At 64.7% G+C, this 17,206-nt stretch carries 13 protein-coding genes; 3 read left to right on the forward strand and 10 right to left on the reverse strand.

Translation table 11 applies throughout. The features are described 5' to 3' along the window. Nucleotides 1-5: 5 nt before the first annotated feature. The 5 genes from pabB to ACOOE2_RS17970 all read right to left on the reverse strand — a co-directional run bounded on the left by pabB (nt 6) and on the right by ACOOE2_RS17970 (nt 6,164). Entirely contained in the window at nt 6-1,823 is a 1,818-nt protein-coding gene (gene pabB, locus ACOOE2_RS17950; protein ID WP_420384344.1) for an aminodeoxychorismate synthase component I, read from the reverse strand. Between the two features lie 90 nt (nt 1,824-1,913). Further along, nucleotides 1,914-4,601 (reverse strand): M1 family metallopeptidase, encoded by a 2,688-nt coding sequence (locus ACOOE2_RS17955; protein WP_420384345.1) that lies wholly within the window; start codon nt 4,599-4,601, stop codon nt 1,914-1,916. Nucleotides 4,602-4,733: 132 nt separating this feature from the next. After that, on the reverse strand, nt 4,734-5,294 hold the full coding sequence (locus ACOOE2_RS17960) for a DUF2939 domain-containing protein (protein WP_420384346.1): 561 nt from the start codon (nt 5,292-5,294) through the stop codon (nt 4,734-4,736). Nucleotides 5,295-5,320: 26 nt separating this feature from the next. Further along, nucleotides 5,321-5,935 (reverse strand): zeta toxin family protein, encoded by a 615-nt coding sequence (locus tag ACOOE2_RS17965; RefSeq protein ID WP_420384347.1) that lies wholly within the window; start codon nt 5,933-5,935, stop codon nt 5,321-5,323. Next, nucleotides 5,916-6,164 carry a hypothetical protein gene (locus ACOOE2_RS17970; protein ID WP_420384348.1) on the reverse strand — a complete coding sequence of 83 codons (249 nt, stop codon included), beginning with the start codon at nt 6,162-6,164 and terminating at the stop codon, nt 5,916-5,918. Before ACOOE2_RS17970 ends, ACOOE2_RS17965 begins: the two co-directional genes overlap by 20 nt. Nucleotides 6,165-6,339: 175 nt before the next feature. Here ACOOE2_RS17970 and ACOOE2_RS17975 point away from each other — a divergent pair, with 175 nt between their 5' ends. Beyond that, nucleotides 6,340-6,978: a hypothetical protein gene (locus tag ACOOE2_RS17975; RefSeq protein WP_420384349.1), complete on the forward strand. Its 639-nt coding sequence runs from the start codon at nt 6,340-6,342 to the stop codon at nt 6,976-6,978. A gap of 115 nt (nt 6,979-7,093) precedes the next feature. Here the strand turns inward: ACOOE2_RS17975 and ACOOE2_RS17980 are convergent, their stop codons facing one another. The 4 genes from ACOOE2_RS17980 to ACOOE2_RS17995 form a co-directional block, all read right to left on the reverse strand. Further along, a complete protein-coding gene (locus tag ACOOE2_RS17980) occupies nt 7,094-8,677 on the reverse strand; it encodes a sensor histidine kinase (protein WP_420384350.1) in 1,584 nt (527 codons plus the stop codon). Continuing rightward, the gene (locus ACOOE2_RS17985; RefSeq protein ID WP_420384642.1) at nt 8,674-9,405 is read right to left on the reverse strand and encodes a response regulator; all 732 of its coding nucleotides are present in this window, start codon (nt 9,403-9,405) and stop codon (nt 8,674-8,676) included. Before ACOOE2_RS17985 ends, ACOOE2_RS17980 begins: the two co-directional genes overlap by 4 nt. A 317-nt stretch (nt 9,406-9,722) precedes the next feature. Further along, entirely contained in the window at nt 9,723-10,103 is a 381-nt protein-coding gene (locus tag ACOOE2_RS17990) for a VOC family protein (protein ID WP_420384351.1), read from the reverse strand. Between the two features lie 70 nt (nt 10,104-10,173). Then, nucleotides 10,174-11,967, reverse strand: a complete 1,794-nt coding sequence (locus ACOOE2_RS17995; RefSeq protein WP_420384643.1) for an aminopeptidase P family protein — start codon at nt 11,965-11,967, stop codon at nt 10,174-10,176. A gap of 66 nt (nt 11,968-12,033) precedes the next feature. Here ACOOE2_RS17995 and ACOOE2_RS18000 point away from each other — a divergent pair, with 66 nt between their 5' ends. Both ACOOE2_RS18000 and ACOOE2_RS18005 read left to right on the forward strand, forming a co-directional pair. Then, nucleotides 12,034-14,136, forward strand: coding sequence for a S9 family peptidase (locus ACOOE2_RS18000; RefSeq protein WP_420384352.1), 2,103 nt, complete (start codon nt 12,034-12,036; stop codon nt 14,134-14,136). Nucleotides 14,137-14,160: 24 nt separating this feature from the next. Then, nucleotides 14,161-14,553, forward strand: coding sequence for an acyl-CoA thioesterase (locus tag ACOOE2_RS18005; RefSeq protein ID WP_420384353.1), 393 nt, complete (start codon nt 14,161-14,163; stop codon nt 14,551-14,553). Between the two features lie 243 nt (nt 14,554-14,796). Here ACOOE2_RS18005 and ACOOE2_RS18010 read toward each other — a convergent pair whose 3' ends face one another. Continuing rightward, entirely contained in the window at nt 14,797-16,998 is a 2,202-nt protein-coding gene (locus ACOOE2_RS18010; protein WP_420384354.1) for a PQQ-dependent dehydrogenase, methanol/ethanol family, read from the reverse strand. Nucleotides 16,999-17,206 lie beyond the last annotated feature (208 nt).

A 17,206-nucleotide genomic window follows, 5' to 3' on the forward strand; every position in this document is an offset into this window, starting at 1 on the left:
CGTGGTCATTCCAGCAGGCGCGCGGGCATCAGTCCGCGCAAGGCATTGCCCAGCAGGAACCCCTGCCCGAGGTCATCCAGCGCGATATCGCCTTCGACCACTTTGTCCGCCTCGATCAGGCTGCGGCGCAGCACGCCAGGCAACAGGCCATGTTCGGCGCGCGGCGTGATCAGCCGCCCATCGCTGCGCCGGACGAAAACGGTGGTAAAGCTGCCCTCGGTCACCAGCCCGTCATCGCGGACAAACAGCGCCTCATCCGCGCCGGCGCCGGCCGCGACGCGGCGCGCGGCGTCATAAAACCCGCGATCGGTGGTCTTGTGCCGCAACCGCCAGTCATCGCTGGCAACCGGCAGCGGCAGCGCCGCGCAGACCATCGGCTGCGCGCTGACCGCCGGCGGCGGGCCGGTTTCCAGCGCGATCGCGCCGCTGCGTGCCAGCACCATACGTACTTTTGCCGGCGCATCGAGATCGAAGCACAACGCCTGGATCGCATTGCGCGCGGCATGGCGATCGAACGCAAAGCCGAGCGCGGTTGCACTGGTGCGCAGCCGTTCCAGGTGAAATTCGATCAGCGCAATCCCCTTGGCGGGGTCGAACGCCATCGTTTCGATCAGATCGGCCTGGCCAGCGGACAAACGCAGGAAACTCCCCTTGATCAGGCACTCGCGCCATTCGTCGATCATCACCGAATCCGCAACGACCGCCGACCCCACCCCCATGATGGCCCGCCCGCCATCGGCGCCCGGCGTGTCGGGCGCCAGCCGCAACGTGCGGATTGCCACATTGAACACCGCTCGGCCAGCCGCAATGCCTTTGTCATCCGCCGCCGGAAAATCGATATAGCCGATCGCACCGCAATACGCCCCGCGGGCATCGCGCTCCGCCATGTCGATCAATTCCATCGCGCGGATTTTCGGCGCACCGGTGACCGATCCGCAGGGAAAAATCGCAGGAATCAGGTCGATCGCACCATTCCCCGGCGCCAGTTGCGCGTGCACTGTCGTGACCATCTGGTGCACCGTGGGATATGTCTCGATTGCAAACGGCGCCGTTACCCGCACGCTGCCGGGCACCGCCAGCTGCGCCAGATCGTTGCGCATCAGATCCACGATCATCAGGTTTTCGGCGCGATCCTTGACGTTATGGCGCAGGCGTTCGCGGCTTGCGGCATCGTCTTCGGGCGTGGCCCCGCGCGGCGCAGTGCCTTTCATCGGGCGGACTTTGGCGCTGGCGCCGGTAACTTCGACAAACAGCTCGGGCGAGGCCGACAGCATCCAGTGCGACCCGTCCCACAGCACCGCGCCATAGCCGGCGCGCGCATCGCGGCGCAATTTGCGGAACAGCGCCCGCGGATCGCCGCGCCAGGTGCCGCCCAGCGGAAAGGTCAGATTGACCTGATAGGCATCGCCGGCCGTGATAGCCTCGTGGATGCTGCCAAACGCGCGCGCATAGCCGCCGGCGGAGAGCAGCGGTTCCATCGGACCCAGCCGGCCCTCGCCCGTGCTTTCTCGCGCCAGCCACCCGTCGACTTCGGCGCTAGTCATCTCCAGCACCCGATCAAACCGGGCAAACCACACCAGCGGCCCCGCCGCGCCCGTGCGCGCTGCCGCGCGCGGGGCCAGGCGGGGTTCGAGCGCAAGCCCTGCCTCATAGGCAATCATGCCTGCCCAATGGCCCGGCGTTGCACCGATCCGCGCGAGCGCATCGCGCACCTGTTCGGGCCGGCGCGCAACCACGATCTCCACCGGATTGCGGTACAACCGCGAGGGCGCGGCGCCTTCGCTGCGCGCATCATCAAGCAAGAGAAACGGGGACCGGGTCATGACACCCGGCCCTTAGCGCCTCCCCCGCCCGGATGCAAAACAGCCGCCAAAAAAAGCCCTCCCCCGAAGGGGCAGGGGCTTTGGACGCACTTACTGCGCTGCGAGCCAGGCCTTCGTTTCGCTGGTCACGCGCGCCTTGACTGCCAGGCGGTTTTTCAACCGCGCCAGCGCGCGTTCGACCGGTTTTTTCGCGTCGTCGGGCACTGTTGCCTCATACGCGGTCAGCTTGCCCACCATCGCCTCGGTATTGGCGCGTGCGGCGATGCGTTCGATGAAGGTCGTGCGCGCCGAGGCATCGAGCATGGCGATCACGGCGTCGCGATGGGCGACGAAGAAATCGAACGCCAGCTCGCTGTGGACCAGCGCAACCGAGCTGATCACCGATGGCGACGTGGTCTTGCCCGGCTTGTCGGTCAGCGCGAGATCGAGCGCGCGCTTTGCCAGGGCGATGTCGCGCGCATTGCCGAGCTGGTCGAAGTAATCCGACCGTTCGACCGTAGACGTGCTGGCCAGCGCCATTTTCAGCAGCTTGTCCCATTCGGCAGGCGTGGCGTTGCGCGACACGATGCCGAGCCATGCCTGTTTCAACGGGCCGTCCAGCGCATGCGGATTGCTGTCGAGCGCGGCAAAGCGGCGATGTGCCTCGGCCACCACGGCCGCATCACCGACATGGCCCAGCGTCGACACCAGGCTGGAGCGGAGCACCGCATCGGGCAGGCTGTCGCCCGGGCGCGGGTCATAGCCCAGTGCATCCATGCGCGGCTGCCACAGAGCGACGGCGCGTGCGCTCACCGCTGCCTGCCCGGCGGCATCGCCATCGAACAGATCGTACAGCGTGTTGTACCGGCCTGCCGCCAGATCGGCCACACGCGCATTGGCGGTATTGGGCACCGCCGCCAGCATGGTCAGCGCGCCGCCCATCGGCTGATACCCGGCATACGCCAGCTCGAACTGATCGGCGACGAGGCCCATCTGGTCGATCGGCGCCAGTTGCGGCAGAGCCTGCGTCAGTGCGGCTTGCGCCTTGGGCGTATACAGCGATCGGTAATAGCCGAGTTGTCCGGCGTTGATCACCACCGGGCCACAGCCGGCGAGCGTCAGCGTTGCCTTGCCATCGGCCAGGATCGAGCGCACCGGCGCGGCGCCGCCGACCGAGACCAGCAACGGCACATGCCAGCGTTTGGTCGATGGTTCGCCGACGCGATCGCGGGAGAATTCGTCCTGCGTCAGCGTGACCATGGTCTTGCCATTGGCGCATGTCTGATCGCCCACGCGCACCAGCGGGATGCCCGGCTGCGTCGTGAAATCGGTGGCGATCGTGGTCAGGCCGGTGGCGCCGGCGGCCTCGACCGCCGACCACAGGTCCGCAGTGTGGCTATTGCCGAACTTGTGCGCGGCCATGTAGGCGCGGATGCCGTTGCGCCAGGTGTCTTCGCCGGCATAGGCCTCGAGCATGGCCAGCGTGGCCTCGCCCTTCTGGTACGTGATCGCGTCGAACGCCTGGTTCGCTTCATCGACCGTGCGGATATGCTGCACCACCGGATGCGTGGTCTTGAACGCATCGAGGCTCATCGCCGCCTCGCGCCCCGAAACGCGTGTCAGCAGTTCGAACCAGTCGGGGTGGAAATGGTCGATCGCCTTGTTTTCCATCCAGCTGGCGAAGCCTTCGTTCAACCACAGGTCGTCCCACCAGGCCATCGTCACCAGATCGCCGAACCACTGGTGCGCAACCTCGTGCGCCTGGGCCACGGCGATGAATTCGCGCGAGCGTGGCGAGGTCGTCTTGGGATCATCGAGCAGATCGCGCTGGAACGTGAACACCGCGCCCCAGTTTTCCATCGCCGAAAAGAATTCGGACTGGCCGGGGCCGGCAATGTTGTCGATCTTTGGCAACGGGTAATTCACCCCGAAATAGCCGTTGTAATAGGGGATCAGCCCGGCGAGTTCGTTCAGCGCAAACTGCGCCTGTTCGCCGCTGCCGCGCGGGGACACGATGCCCGCCTCGACCGTGCCGGACGCGTTGGTCGCGGTCGTCATCTTGGTGGCGCGCTCAAAATCGCCGGTGCCGAAAAACAGCAGGTACGACGACATTTTCGGCGTGGTGCGGAACGTGACTTTCTTGAAGCCGGCGCCGGCGGGTTCTTCATGCGCGGCCGGCATGTTGCTGACGGCCAGGCGGTCGGCAGGGACCACGACCGACAGGTCGAACGTCGCCTTGTACGAGGGTTCGTCGAACAGCGGCGCAAACTGGCGCGCAGCGCTCGGCTCGAACTGGGTAAACAGCGCGCGGGTCGGCTTGCCGTCGGTGCCGGTGTAATCGAGCGCGAACAGGCCGTCGGCCTGCGTGCCGATCTTGCCGGTGTAGCTGCCCTCGATACGATACGTGCCGGGCGCGATGCTGGCCGGCGCGGCCAGTTTGACGCTCTGGTCCTTGTCGTCATAGCTCGGCGTGAGCGTGATGGCGTGGCCGTCTGCGCCGACCAGCGTGGTCTTGCCCAGCTTGAGCGATACCGCGTTGAGCACGATCGCATCGGTCGCCTGCGGCACGGTCACGTCGATCGCAAACGTGCCCGAAAACGTCATCGCGCGGGGATCGGGGCGGATGGCGATCGTGTAATGGCTGGGGATCGCGGTGTGGGCCAGCGTGCCGTCGGTCGGGAATGCGACCGTTGCAGGCGCTTGCGCGTGCGCGGCGATGCCGAACGACAGGGCGGACCCGGCGAGCGCCAGACCGGCGAAGGCGCGTGTGAAGGACTTGGCGTGGGGAAAGGAGGACATCTGGAACCTTGTCGCGAGCAGCCGCCGGACCCGGCAGCGAGATGCAGGCGACCTAGCAAGAGGTTGGTTGCAATGGCAATCAGATTTGCTGCGCAGCATCGACCGACCGCCGATAGCCGCCGACCGGCGACTTCAAATATCGGGGGTGGCCGGCGTGTTGGCGAAGGCGTCGGCAGGCAGTTCGATGCGGATCAGCTTCCACGTGACAAAACCCCGGCGCTCGAACAGCAGCGATGGCCCGGCGCGATCGGCGGTGGTGTCGTGCAGGCGCACGCGGAAACGATCGAGGCCGAGATAGTCGTCCTGCGCGGTGAAATGCGGAGCTGGCACGGCGGCATCCGGCGTTTGCGCGGTCGGTTTGCCGTTTTTGAGGATCCGGGCGATGCCCTCCGGCGTGACGTAGGCGTCGATGACTTTACCGACCAGCGCCGGCGCAATCAGCGCGCCGAGCGCGGCAAAGGGATTGCCCTTGATGTCGGGATCGGTGTTCAGCTTCGCGGCCAAGACAGCCGAAATCTGCGATTTCAGGCCTTCGCGGATCTGGGGCATGTCCGCCAACATGTCGATCGTGTCGGCATCCCCGTTTTTGGCGGCTTGTTCGAGAGTGTACGCGGCCCAATAGGGCGAGCCGAGATAAAGCCCGGCGATGGCCAGAAGCGCGCAGGCCGCTATCGCAACGATGGTCTTGCGCATGGCGGCTCCTTCTGTTGACAGCGGGTCTAGGCTCCCTGATCGATTGCGCGGATCGTTCTTAACACACCATCCAGTGCGTTCTCGTCTACAGTAATCACGCCGTCGATCTTTTCGGCAATCTGCCTGGGCTCAGCGCCAGAGTTGTCGTAAATCCAAGCCTGATCGGCTTGATCGAGAAACCATTCCAGCTGCTGTAACGAGCGGTGGTAGCGATGTCTGACATCGTCATCATCCACATTGTGTCCGCCTTTAGCCACGCGTAGCTTTATTCGCTCGATCGATCTTTCGGGGCTATCGAGCACGACGTAGATTAGCCAGACCGAAAAATTGAGCCTTTTGGCTTTGTCGACAAGTCGCCGGTATTTGCCGGTCGACAGTACTGTTTCGACACCGATCGTTTTGTGGACCTGTATGGAGGCATCGAGCCAGGCCTCGATGCGAATTACCGCCTCTAGATTAGCGGGGCGCAGTTCCAGGTCTTCAACGTCACGGATATGCGCGGCCAACAGGTCGGGATTGACGATCCAAACCGAGCGACCGCCCCATTCTAAATCCGCATTAAGATAGACACTGCTTTTGCCGGATCCGTTCGGGCCTGCGACAATCAGGAAAATAGGTCTGTCAGACCTTGATTGGGGCACGGTCGGTCACGCCAGAGACTTTCTTGTTATCACGGCGGGCTTTGGCGACATTGCGCGTGAACACATAAGTCAGATCGCTGCTGAAAGTCTTGCTGCCGCCATCGAGCGTTCGAACTGTCACGATTTGGCCGGTTTCAGCGCTGCGGACACGTTTCTCGGTAACCGATCTGGCCTTCGTGTCTTTGACGACTTTTGCTCCGGGTAGCTTGGTGATGATGACCTTGCTCATGAGTGCTCCACTGCTTTAAACAATATAGCTATCCCGCCGCGAAGCGAAAGCCGTGATTCCTGATTGCCTATAAATTTGCGTTGCCTCGAACATGGAAACGCCAACGCCGTCTGACGCGCCCCGCGCACCGATCTGCCTCCTTGACGTTTCATGCGGCAAATGATGGAGACGCGCCGTGAACAATCGTGCGCCAAACCCCGAATCGACCGCTGCCAAAGCGGCTCGCCGCCGCTGGATCACGCTGGGTGAAGTCCTGACCGTGATCGCGGTCAGCATTTCCGGGCTGACATTCTGGAACAGTTACAACCAGCGCACTGCCGACCTGGCGCAGAAGATGGCCGATGCCAAAAAGGCCGCGGTGCATTCGGGCCTGCTGGTGTTGTCGGCGACGAATACGGGCAAGCGTGAGCTGTTGCTGAAACCGGCTTCGGCCGAGCAGACGGTGCAGGATCAGCATATCGTGTTTCCGACCGCGCTGGCGCTGTCGGCGGCGGATACGACGGGCGAGCCGCGGATCGATGCCGGGTGGTTCGAGCATGCGGTGTTGAAGGCGCGGGCGGCGGCGCATGTGCCGGATCGTGGCCATGGCGATGCGCATTTGCCGGTGGCGATTACCACGCGGTTTCTGGTCGATGGCGACGAGCGCACCGATGTGGCGATTTACGACATCGGGTACAGTGTGGCGGGGGGTTGGTTTGGCAGCCACAGCATTATGTTGCGCGGTGTTTCGCTGATTGCGCGGGTCAAGGCTAACGCCGCGCAAGCCCGGCTGGATGCGCGGTGGGCTGGGATTTTGCCGCACAAGGCGCAGTGATATTCAAAGTGGCGCAGGGGTGTGCACCGATGCAACATGTTCGTCGCCCCGGGATGACGTGACCTGCCAGGTAACGGGTTCCAAGGGCGATGGCCCTTGGCCGCCGGAGGCTCTTTCAGGCCAACGGCACGCGCAAAGTGGCGCGCAAGCCGATGATGCGCGTTAGATCGCCGGAATCGTGGCGGTTGGCCAAAGTCAACGATCCGCCGTGCTGGTCGGCGATCGCGCGGGCCAGCGTCAGGCCCAGGCCGGAGCCGCCGGTGGCGCTGTTGCGTGAGGCTTCGAGGCGGGTGAACGGTTCCATCATCCGCGCGATGTCGCCTTCGGGAATGCCGGGGCCGTCGTCATCGATCACCAGCACGGCCTCGCGGCCATCGCGGTTCAGCGTAACCCGCGCGCGGTGGCCATAGCGCAGCGCGTTCGATACCAGGTTGCGCAGCGCGCGGCGCAGCCAGGTGGCGCGCACCGGCGCGACCATGCGCTGGGCATCGCCGAGCACGACATCTTCGCCCATGTCTTCGTATTCGCCGATGATATCGGCGACGAGCGCGGACATTTCGGTGGCCTCGATCGGGTCGGTCGGCCGGCCGACGCGGGCAAGCGACAGGATATCGTCGAGCGAGCGGTTGATGTCCTCGATCGTGGCGGCCATGCGCCCGCGCTCGATATCGTCATCCACGGCTTCGATGCGGACGCGCAGTGCCGCGAGCGGCGTTTTCAGGTCGTGTCCGATCGCGCCCAGCATCACGTCCTTTTCATCGAGCAGCGCGCCGATCCGCGACTCCATCGCGTTGTGCGCGACGATCAGGCGCTGGATGTCATTGGGCCCCTGCGGCGCGATCTGGTCGGATATCCCCGCTTTCAGCCCCGGGGCCAGCCCGGGCGAGGCGACGTAGTTTTCCAGTCGGCTGGTCAGCGCGCGCAGCGGGCGGGTAATCCGCCGCAGGATCAGGCCGACCGCGAGGACGAGCAGGATATACGTCAGCACGGTTTGGCGCAGCAGGCTGAACACCAGTTGCTGTTCATTGGCGGGCATGAACGAGCGCACGGTGAGCCAGGTGCGATCGGCCTGCAGTTGCGCGGCGACGACCAGCCGGGGCATGGTTTCGTCGCCGGAAACCCGAAAGCGTTTCTGCAAGGCCGGCATCGCGTCATGCAGGGCAGGATCGCTGGCCACTTCGCGTTCCACCACCAGCAATTTTCCCGGCTGTTCGCCTTGCGCGATCAGGATCTCGCGCAACTGGTTTTCGACTTCGGTCAGATGGCTGTCGCCGGCCTGTTCGGGCGAAGCCTTTTCGATGCGGACATGCAGCGCACGCGGCAGACGCAGGCGATCGTCAGGAGGGCCGGAACCGGGGCCGCCAAAGCGATCGGGTCGTCCGCCCAAAGGGCCCCCGAGCGGGCCGCCAAGCGGATCCCGGCTGGGTTGCCAGGGATCGAAGTGCGGATGGTGCGGGTCGGACCCCGGCAGCGGACCGCCGGCGGGGGCGGGATCGCCGGGGTTGGGCATCAGCACACGGCTGCCGAGCATGCGCATGGCCGCACCGGTGACGATCGAGGCGACATGGCGCTGGTGCACTTCGTGCCAGATCAGAAACGCCGAAAGCCCCTGCGCGATCAGCAACGCGACCGCGATCGCCACCAAGATCTGGCCCTGGAGGCTGCGAAACCATGAAACCAGGCGGGACGAAGCGCTCAATCAATCGCCGTGGTTTTGCGCACTTCGGCCGCGAGCATGTAGCCGCCGCCCCACACGGTCTGGATCAGTTGCGGGTTGCGGCTGTCGGGCTCGATCTTGCGGCGCAGCCGGCTGATCTGGTTGTCGACCGCACGGTCGAACAGATGCGCTTCTCGCCCCTGGACCATATCGAGCAGACGGTCGCGATCGAGCACCTGGCGCGGATGATCGAGGAATGCCAGCAACAGCCGGAATTCGGCCGAGGAGATCGACACGACCGCGCCCTCGGGATCGATCAGCCGGCGTTTGAGCGGGTCGAGGCGCCAGTTTTCGAATTCGTAAACGACCGCTTCACCGACCTCGACCGGCGCGCGGCCCGACCGGCGCAGCACGCTGCGGATGCGCGCGACCAGTTCACGCGGATCGAACGGTTTGACGATATAGTCGTCGCCACCGATTTCGAGCCCGACGATGCGATCGGTCGATTCCCCGCGCGCCGTGATGAAGATCACCGGCATGCGCCTGGTTTCGGCCAGATGGCGGCAAAGTGACAGACCGTCTTCGCCCGGCATCATGATATCGAGCAGCACCAGATCGTAGTTTGCAGACGCGATGCGCAAGCGTGCATCGGCAGCACTGCCCGCCTGCGTGACGACAAAACCCTGTTTTGTCAGGTACGACGCAAGGGGTTCGCGCAGCGCCGCTTCATCGTCGACTAACAGGATCTCGGTGCTGGCAGGTTCGGTCATCGTGTCATAACTAGCTGATTGGCCGGCTTGTTCCAGTGTCGTGATCATCGCGCGCTCCGATCCTTGGCCGCAGCCGCAAACCCTCGTGGGACATAGTGTGCTGTCCTGGCAAAACCGGATCACACGGCATGGGGGGAAAGTCGCGGAGCGGCGCCGGGGCCAATGGCGGGGGGGATGCCGGCCCGGGCGTGGAACAGGGGGCTGTATGTCAGCCGCCCCGCGACTTTCTGATCCTGGGTATAGCCACGAGTTGTCGCCAAACTATGCCCGATTGCGCGGTTTATTGTCGTAATGTGTCGCATGCACCCGGCGCCCGATCAGGGCGCGCCAATGATGAAGGCGTTCAGCTTGTTGCCATCGGGATCGCGGAAATAGGCGGCATAAAACATGTCGCCTTCGCCGCGCACGCCCGGCGCGCCCTCGCAGGTCCCACCGTTGGCCAGTGCCAGCGCGTGGATCTGGTCGACTTGCGCGCGGGTGGTCGTCTCGAACGCGACCATCGTGCCGTTGCCCACGCTTTGCGGCTTGCCGTCGAAAGGAAATGTCACGCCGATGCCCGGAGGACCACCCTCGACACCGTAAATGATCATCGTGTCGGTGGTATACATCCGCCCGGTGCCCAGCACTTGCGCGATCGGATCATAGAACCGGCCCGACCGGGCCAGGTCGGTGGTTCCTACAGTGACATATCCCAGCATCGCGATCCGTCCTTTTGCCAACGACCGAACGACTCGGCCAATCCGGAACATACCATGAACAAATATCGGTTCAAAGCGGCGCCGTTGCCGCCTCCAGCCATGCGAGCGCCGCGCCATCGAGCAACGGCGCCAGCAGCGCACGCACCCGCGCGTGATACCCGTCGACCCAGCCGCGTTCGGCCGGTTCGAGCAGCGCGAGGTCGATCAGCCGCCGGTCGAGCGGCACGTGGGTCAGCGTCTCGAACCCCATGAACGCCCCTTCGGCGCCGGGGATCGTGCGGCTTTCGACCAGCACCAGGTTTTCAATGCGGATGCCGTATTCGCCTGCCAGGTAATAGCCCGGCTCGTTCGACACGATCATGCCCGGCAGCAATTCGTGGCCGGTGCCCGCCTGCCCGCCCTGCGCCTTGGCAATACGCTGCGGCCCTTCGTGAACGGCCAGGAAACTGCCCACGCCATGCCCGGTGCCATGCGCGTAATCGAGCCCCGCGGCCCACAGGAACTGGCGCGCCAGCACATCGAGCTGCGCGCCATTGGTGCCGGCGGGAAACACCGCGCGGGCCAGCGCGATATGCCCCTTGAGCACGCGGGTGAACCGGTCGCACACCAGCGCCGGCGGCGCGCCGGGCCCGATCCACACCGTGCGCGTGATATCGGTGGTGCCGTCGCGGTACTGCCCGCCCGAATCGACGAGATACACGCTGTTCGGCGCCAGCGTGCGATTGGTCGCCTCTTCGGCGCGGTAATGCACGATCGCACCATTGGGCCCCGCGCCCGAGATCGTATCGAACGACAAGTCGATCAGCGCATTGGTCGCGCGGCGTTCGCCTTCGAGCCGGTTCGACGCCGACAGTTCGGTCAGCGTGCCGGCCGGCGCGGTTTCCTCCAGCCAATGCAGGAAGCGCACTTCGGCGGCGCCATCGCGCGCCTGCGCCGCGCGTTGCCCGGCGATCTCGACGGGATTCTTGACCGCCTTGGGCACGATCGTCGGATCGAGCAGCGGCACGATCGTCGCGCCGTCCAGCGCCTGAAAAATTGCGGCAACACTGCGATCGGGATCGACCGCGACCCGCTTGCCGGCAAGCGATGCAAGCGCCGGCACGAATTGGTCGCGGCCCAGCACCCGCACGCCCGCGCCCAGATGCGCGATCAGGTCGGGCGTGACCTTTTCGGGCGCGATGAACAGGTCCGCCGTGCCATCGGCATGGACCAGCGCAAACGCCAGCGCGACCGGCGTGCGATCGACATCGGCGCCGCGAATGTTGAACAGCCACGCCACCGAATCAAGCGCGGCGATCACCACGGCATCGCAACCCTGCGTACCCAGCCATGCCGCGACCGCAGCAGTTTTGTCCGCGCCAGCGACGCCCGCAAATTCCAGCGGATGCGGCACTGCCGGCGCGGCCGATGGCGCAGGCCGGTCGTCCCACACGGCATCGACCGGATTGGCAGCCACTGCGACCAGCGTGCCGCCGTGCGGCGCCAGCGCCCTGGTCACCGCATCGACCCAGCCGCGCGTGTGCAGCCACGGATCATACCCGATGCGCGCACCGGCAGGCACATTGGCGCCCAACCAGCCCGCAATACTGACAGCCGGCACCTGTTCGAAACCATAGAACCGCGCATCGACCTGGTCGCGCACTTGCAGCGTGTAGCGCCCGTCGACAAACATCGTCGCGCTGTCGCGCAGGACCACTGCCGTGCCCGCAGACCCGGCAAACCCGGTCAGCCATTCCAGCCGCCGCGCATAAGCACCGACATATTCGCTCATGTGTTCATCGCACAGCGGCACGACAAAACCATCGAGACCGGCCGCGACGAGCGTGCGGCGGAATGCGGCCAGTCGGGCTTCATGGGTGTTCATCAGCATCGCGTCAATCCATCTGCGAGGATACGCGCAGGGGTTGCCCGCGCCATGGCGGCATCATAGATGCACTGCATGTCCAAAACCACCCCGCCTGTCGCCCAACGCCGCCCGACCACATTTTCGCACCACGGCATCACAGTCACCGACGATTACGCCTGGCTGCGCGATCCCGCCTATCCCGAAGTGACCGATACTGCGGTACTGGCGCATCTGGCGGCGGAGAACGACTGGTTCGAAGCAAGCATGGCGCCGCAACAGCCGCTGACCGACCAGCTGTTCACCGAAATGCGCGGCCGGATCAAGGAAGCCGACCGGTCGGTGCCGCAGAAGGACGGGCAGTTCCTGTACTGGGTCGAATACGCGGCGGGCGCCGAATACAAGACCTGGTGGCGGCGGCCGATCGGTGGCGGTCCCGATGAGCTGATCCTCGATGAAACTATACTGGCAGAGGGCAAGGAATACTTCCGGCTCGGCGCGCTGTCGGTGTCGAACGACGGGCGTCTGCTGGCCTGGGCCGTCGATGATGACGGGTCGGAACGGTTCACGGCGCGCGTGAAAGTGATCACAAGCGGCGAAGTCCTGCCCGACGCAATTCCCGAGACGCTGTCGGGCCTGGTGTGGACCAGCGACGACAGCGGGATCGTCTATGCGCGGGTCAACGACCAGTGGCGCACCGATACCGTGCTGCTGCACCGGCTGGGCACGCCCGCCGGCGAAGACCAGGTTTTGTTTTACGAGGCGGACGAGGGCTTTCGCGTCGGTGTCGGGCTGTCGGCGAGCGAAAGCTGGCTGGTGATCTCGACCGGCGATCATGAAACCGGCGAGGCGTGGCTGGTGCCCGCCGCCGACCCGACCGCGCCGCAGATTCTGGTGCGCGCACGCGAAGCGGGGGTCGAATACGATGTCGACGTGTATGACCTGAACGACGGTAGCGCACCGGTGTTGTATATCCAGACCAACGACACGCACGAGAATTTTCGGCTGGCCACCGCATCGCTGTCGGCGCCCGGCGAATGGACGACGCTGGTCGAAGGGACGCAGGATTTCTACCTGACCGGGTTCGACCTGTTCCGCGATTTCTATGTCACCGAAGGGCGCGTGCGCGGGCTCGACCGGATCGAAGTGCGCTATTACGACGATCCGGCGCGGATCGAACCGATCGAATTTCCTGAAGCCAGCTTTGAAGCGGGTCTGTCGGACAATCCCGAATGGGCCAGCACGACGCTGCGGCTGACGTATGAATCGATGATCAGCCCGGCAACGGTGTTCGATTACGATGTCGCCGCGCGCACGCTGGCGCCGCTCAAAGTCCAGGAAATCCCCTCGGGCTATGACGCAGAGCTGTACTGGACCGAGCGGCTGGAAATTCCGGCGCGTGATGGCACGATGGTGCCGGTGTCGGTGATGGCGCGCAAGGATCGTGCCCCCGATTCTTCAAACCCCGCTCCCTCGCCGCTCTATCTTTATGGCTATGGCGCCTATGGCACGGCGATCGGTCCGGGGTTTTCGACCGGGCGGCTCAGCCTGGTCGATCGCGGCATGGTGTTTGCCATCGCGCATATCCGCGGCGGTGATGACCTGGGCCGGCACTGGTACAAGGACGGCAAGCTCGACAAGCGCACCAACACCTTCAACGATTTCGTAGATGTCGCCAAGGGGCTGATCGATCGCGGGCTGACCGCGCCCGGGCGTATTGCGATCAGCGGCGGGTCGGCGGGCGGTGAACTGATGGGTGCCGTCGCCAATTCAGACCCCGGGCTGTGGGGCGCGGTTGTCGCGCATGTGCCGTTTGTCGATGTGCTGAACACGATGCTCGACGAAACACTGCCGCTGACGCCGGGCGAATGGCCCGAATGGGGCAACCCGGTCGAGGACAAGGCTGCGTTCGAGCTGATCCGATCGTATTCGCCGTATGACCAGGTGCGCGCACAGACCTATCCGCCGATGCTGGTCACCGCCGGGTTGAATGATCCGCGCGTGACGTATTGGGAACCGGCGAAATGGGTGGCCAGGCTGCGCGAGCTGAAAACCGATGGCAATATGCTGTTGCTCAAGACCAACATGGGCGCGGGGCATGGCGGAAAATCGGGGCGGTTCGAAAGCCTGAAGGAAACCGCCGAGGAATTCGCATTCATCCTGTGGCAGCTGCAGCTGAGCAATGTCTGAACCCCTGCCACCTAAGGATCAAAAATGTCTGACCGCTTCGCCATGGCCTTTGTCGCCGATGCCGGCGACATCGATGAATTGGGCCATGTCAACAATGCGGTGTGGGTGCGCTGGATGGAACGCATCGCGGTAGCCCATTGGGAACGCGATGCCGCGCCCGAACACCGCGACAGGTATATCTGGGTCGTGACGCGGCACGAGATCGACTATCGCGGCAATATCCGGGCAGGCGACACCGCCATGGCCGAAACGGTGATCCCCGAAGCGCCGACCGGCGCGCGGTTCGACCGGTGCACGACGTTTCGCGATGCCGGTGGACGCACTCTGGTGGATGCGCGCACCACATGGGCGCTGATCGATCGCACAAGCGGGCGGCTGGCGCGCGTCACGGCAGAGATCGCCGCGCCGTTCCAGTGACCGGCGAACCGTCCGTTGGGATGGAGGAGGGTCGGCCCGCCGATCATGCATGCAGAACGGCGGGGGCGGGCAGGGTTTAAGCATCAATCGAAAGCCCCTCCCCTTCAGGGGAGGGGTTGGGGTGGGGCCCATCCCCACTCGCCAGCGAATCCAATCCGGGCTGAGGTTGCACTTCTCCAAAATTCTTGGCGAGTGGGGAGAGGCCCCACCCCCGGCCCCTCCCCTGAAGGAGAGGGGGGAAAGTCAGCTCGGTTTGTGCTCCGCTTCGTACGCCTTGCGGCCTTCGTCGATCAGATAGGCGTGGATCGCATCGACTTCCGACGGTTTGACCATGTCGTCGAACCGCCCCATCCCGGCCTGCGCCAGCAGGCCTTCGAGCACGATCCGGCGGAACAGCACAGGGTCGGCGGTGCCGTCATCCATGCGCCGCAGATCGGGCACGAGGCCGACGCCGAACTGGTGGCAGCGGCTGCAGTTGCTGGCAAACAGTTGCGACCCGCGCTGGATCGTCGCAGACGTGGCGGCCTGCGGGGTCGGCGCGGGGAACGGCGGCGTATGGCGCGCCGGCGGAGTGGGCACGGTGCCACCACCCAGCTTGAACACGATGATCCGCCCTTCGTTCAGGTAATGCGCGGGCGCGGTGCTGTCGGGATAGGTCATGCCGATCGTCGTGCCGCCATAGCCGGCCATGATCGCGACATATTGCACGCCGCCGATCATGTACGTCATCGGCGCGGCCATCATTGCCGAGCCGGTCTGGATCGATTTGAGGATCTGCCCGGTCCTGGCGTCGGACACGCGCAGTTCGCCATCGGCCAGCCCCTCGAACACCAGCCCGCTTGCGGTCGACATCACGCCGCCGTCGATCGCGAAATAATCCCTGGTGGTCACCTGGTCCCACACCTTGCGCTGATGCACCGGGTCCCACGCGCGCAGGATGCTCTGCTGCGGGGATTTGCTCTTATCTGAGAGTTCCTTGAAGTCGGGGATATTGCCCCACAGCCCTTCGTAGTCCGCCTTGTTGTAGTCCTTGTCGGGGATGACCATGCCGGTCTTGAAAAACCCGTCGACATAGCCGATTTTCGACCCCGGATTGTGCTGCAGGTCGACGATCAGATTGGCCGCCTCGCGCACCGGAATATAGACCAGCCCGGTCTGCGGGCTGTACGACATCGGTTGCCAGCTGTGTCCGCCTGCCCACGACGGATAGACCAGCTTGGGGCTTTTCTCGTAATCGACCGCATCGGGGTTGGGGATCGGCTTGAAATTGGCGTCGAGGCCCTTCGTCCAGTTTACATGGACGTAGTTGTTTGCCGAGATCGGCTTGCCCGTGGCGCGGTCGAGCACATAGAAAAAACCATTCTTGGGCGCCTGCATGATGACTTTGCGCACATGGCCATCGATCGTCAGGTCGGCCAGGATCATCTTCTGGACCGCGGTAAAATCCCAGTTGTCGCCCGGCGTGGTCTGGTAATGCCACACCATCTGCCCGGTATCGGGATTCACCGCGACCATCGAGGAAATGTACAGGTTGTCGCCGCCCTTCGGGCTGCGATCGAACCGCTGATACGGCGATGAATTGCCAACGCCGAGATACAGCAGGTTGAGCTCGGGATCGTACGACATCCCGTCCCACACCGTGCCGCCGCCGCGAATATGGTCGCTGCGATCGGGATCCCAGGTTTTTTCGGCCGCGATCAGTTCGGGCGGCTGGTTGGGGTCGCCCTTCTTGGGCACGGTGTAGAACCGCCATTTCATCTTGCCGGTCTTCAGGTCGAACGCGGTGACATAGCCGCGCGAGCCATAGGCGCCCATGTCGGCGCCGCCATTGCCGATGACCACCGCATCGCGCGTCAACTGCGGCGCGCCGGTGATCGTATAGGGGATCGCGTGATCGACAATCGAATCGACGCTCCAGTTGGTCTTGCCCGTGTGCGCATCGAGCGCGACCATCCGCCCGTCGAGCGTGCCGACAAACACCTGGCCGCCGCGCACCGCCACCCCGCGATTGACGATGTCGCAACAGGCATTGCGTCCGGCCTTGCCATCGTTGCCGGCATCGAACCGCCACAGCAATCGGCCCGTCACCGCGTCGGCAGCGAACACATCGCCCCACGTGCTGGACGTATACATCACCCCGTCGACCACGATCGGCGTGGATTCGAGCCCGCGCGTCGATCCCGTCGGCAGCGCCCAGGCAAAGCCCAGCCGCGACACCGTATCGGCGTTGATCTGGGTCAGCGGCGAGAAATACGTGCCCTGCGCATCGCGCCCCCCGGTAAACCACTGCCCGGGTTCGGCCGCGGCATTGCGCACGCGATCAAGGCTGACATCTCCGAACGCAGGCCCGAACGCGGGATCGCCGGCCAGCGCCCCCGACTGCGCGATCGTCAGCGATGCGATCAGGAACGATGCGGCAAGAACGCCATTGGCCAGTGTCTTCATAACTCACCCCCCGGGATTATGACCGGAGGCTATCGTGCCAACGCGCACGCTGTCGAGCGTTTAGTCGACTTGCGTAAGCGGCGGGCGAATTGATGCCGGGAAATCACCGCCTGGTGGTATCCGGGCAAGGCCGCGACGTCCTGGCCGATTTTCGATCCGCCGGGCCTGCGTCCCGCCTGAGACGATTCAGGCGCGCTAAAAAACCAGG

The organism is Novosphingobium sp., from assembly GCF_965214355.1.
Classification (GTDB): domain Bacteria; phylum Pseudomonadota; class Alphaproteobacteria; order Sphingomonadales; family Sphingomonadaceae; genus Novosphingobium.

Bases quoted from the DNA above. Each gene is read 5' to 3' on its own strand.
- pabB (WP_420384344.1), bottom strand. From the start codon at position 1,823: ATGACCCGGTCCCCGTTTCTCTTGCTTGATGATGCGCGCAGCGAAGGC.
- ACOOE2_RS17955 (WP_420384345.1), bottom strand. From the start codon at position 4,601: ATGTCCTCCTTTCCCCACGCCAAGTCCTTCACACGCGCCTTCGCCGGT.
- ACOOE2_RS17960 (WP_420384346.1), bottom strand. From the start codon at position 5,294: ATGCGCAAGACCATCGTTGCGATAGCGGCCTGCGCGCTTCTGGCCATC.
- ACOOE2_RS17970 (WP_420384348.1), bottom strand. From the start codon at position 6,164: ATGAGCAAGGTCATCATCACCAAGCTACCCGGAGCAAAAGTCGTCAAA.
- ACOOE2_RS17985 (WP_420384642.1), bottom strand. From the start codon at position 9,405: ATGACCGAACCTGCCAGCACCGAGATCCTGTTAGTCGACGATGAAGCG.
- ACOOE2_RS17990 (WP_420384351.1), bottom strand. From the start codon at position 10,103: ATGCTGGGATATGTCACTGTAGGAACCACCGACCTGGCCCGGTCGGGC.
- ACOOE2_RS17995 (WP_420384643.1), bottom strand. From the start codon at position 11,967: ATGAACACCCATGAAGCCCGACTGGCCGCATTCCGCCGCACGCTCGTC.
- ACOOE2_RS18000 (WP_420384352.1), top strand. From the start codon at position 12,034: ATGCACTGCATGTCCAAAACCACCCCGCCTGTCGCCCAACGCCGCCCG.
- ACOOE2_RS18005 (WP_420384353.1), top strand. From the start codon at position 14,161: ATGTCTGACCGCTTCGCCATGGCCTTTGTCGCCGATGCCGGCGACATC.
- ACOOE2_RS18010 (WP_420384354.1), bottom strand. From the start codon at position 16,998: ATGAAGACACTGGCCAATGGCGTTCTTGCCGCATCGTTCCTGATCGCA.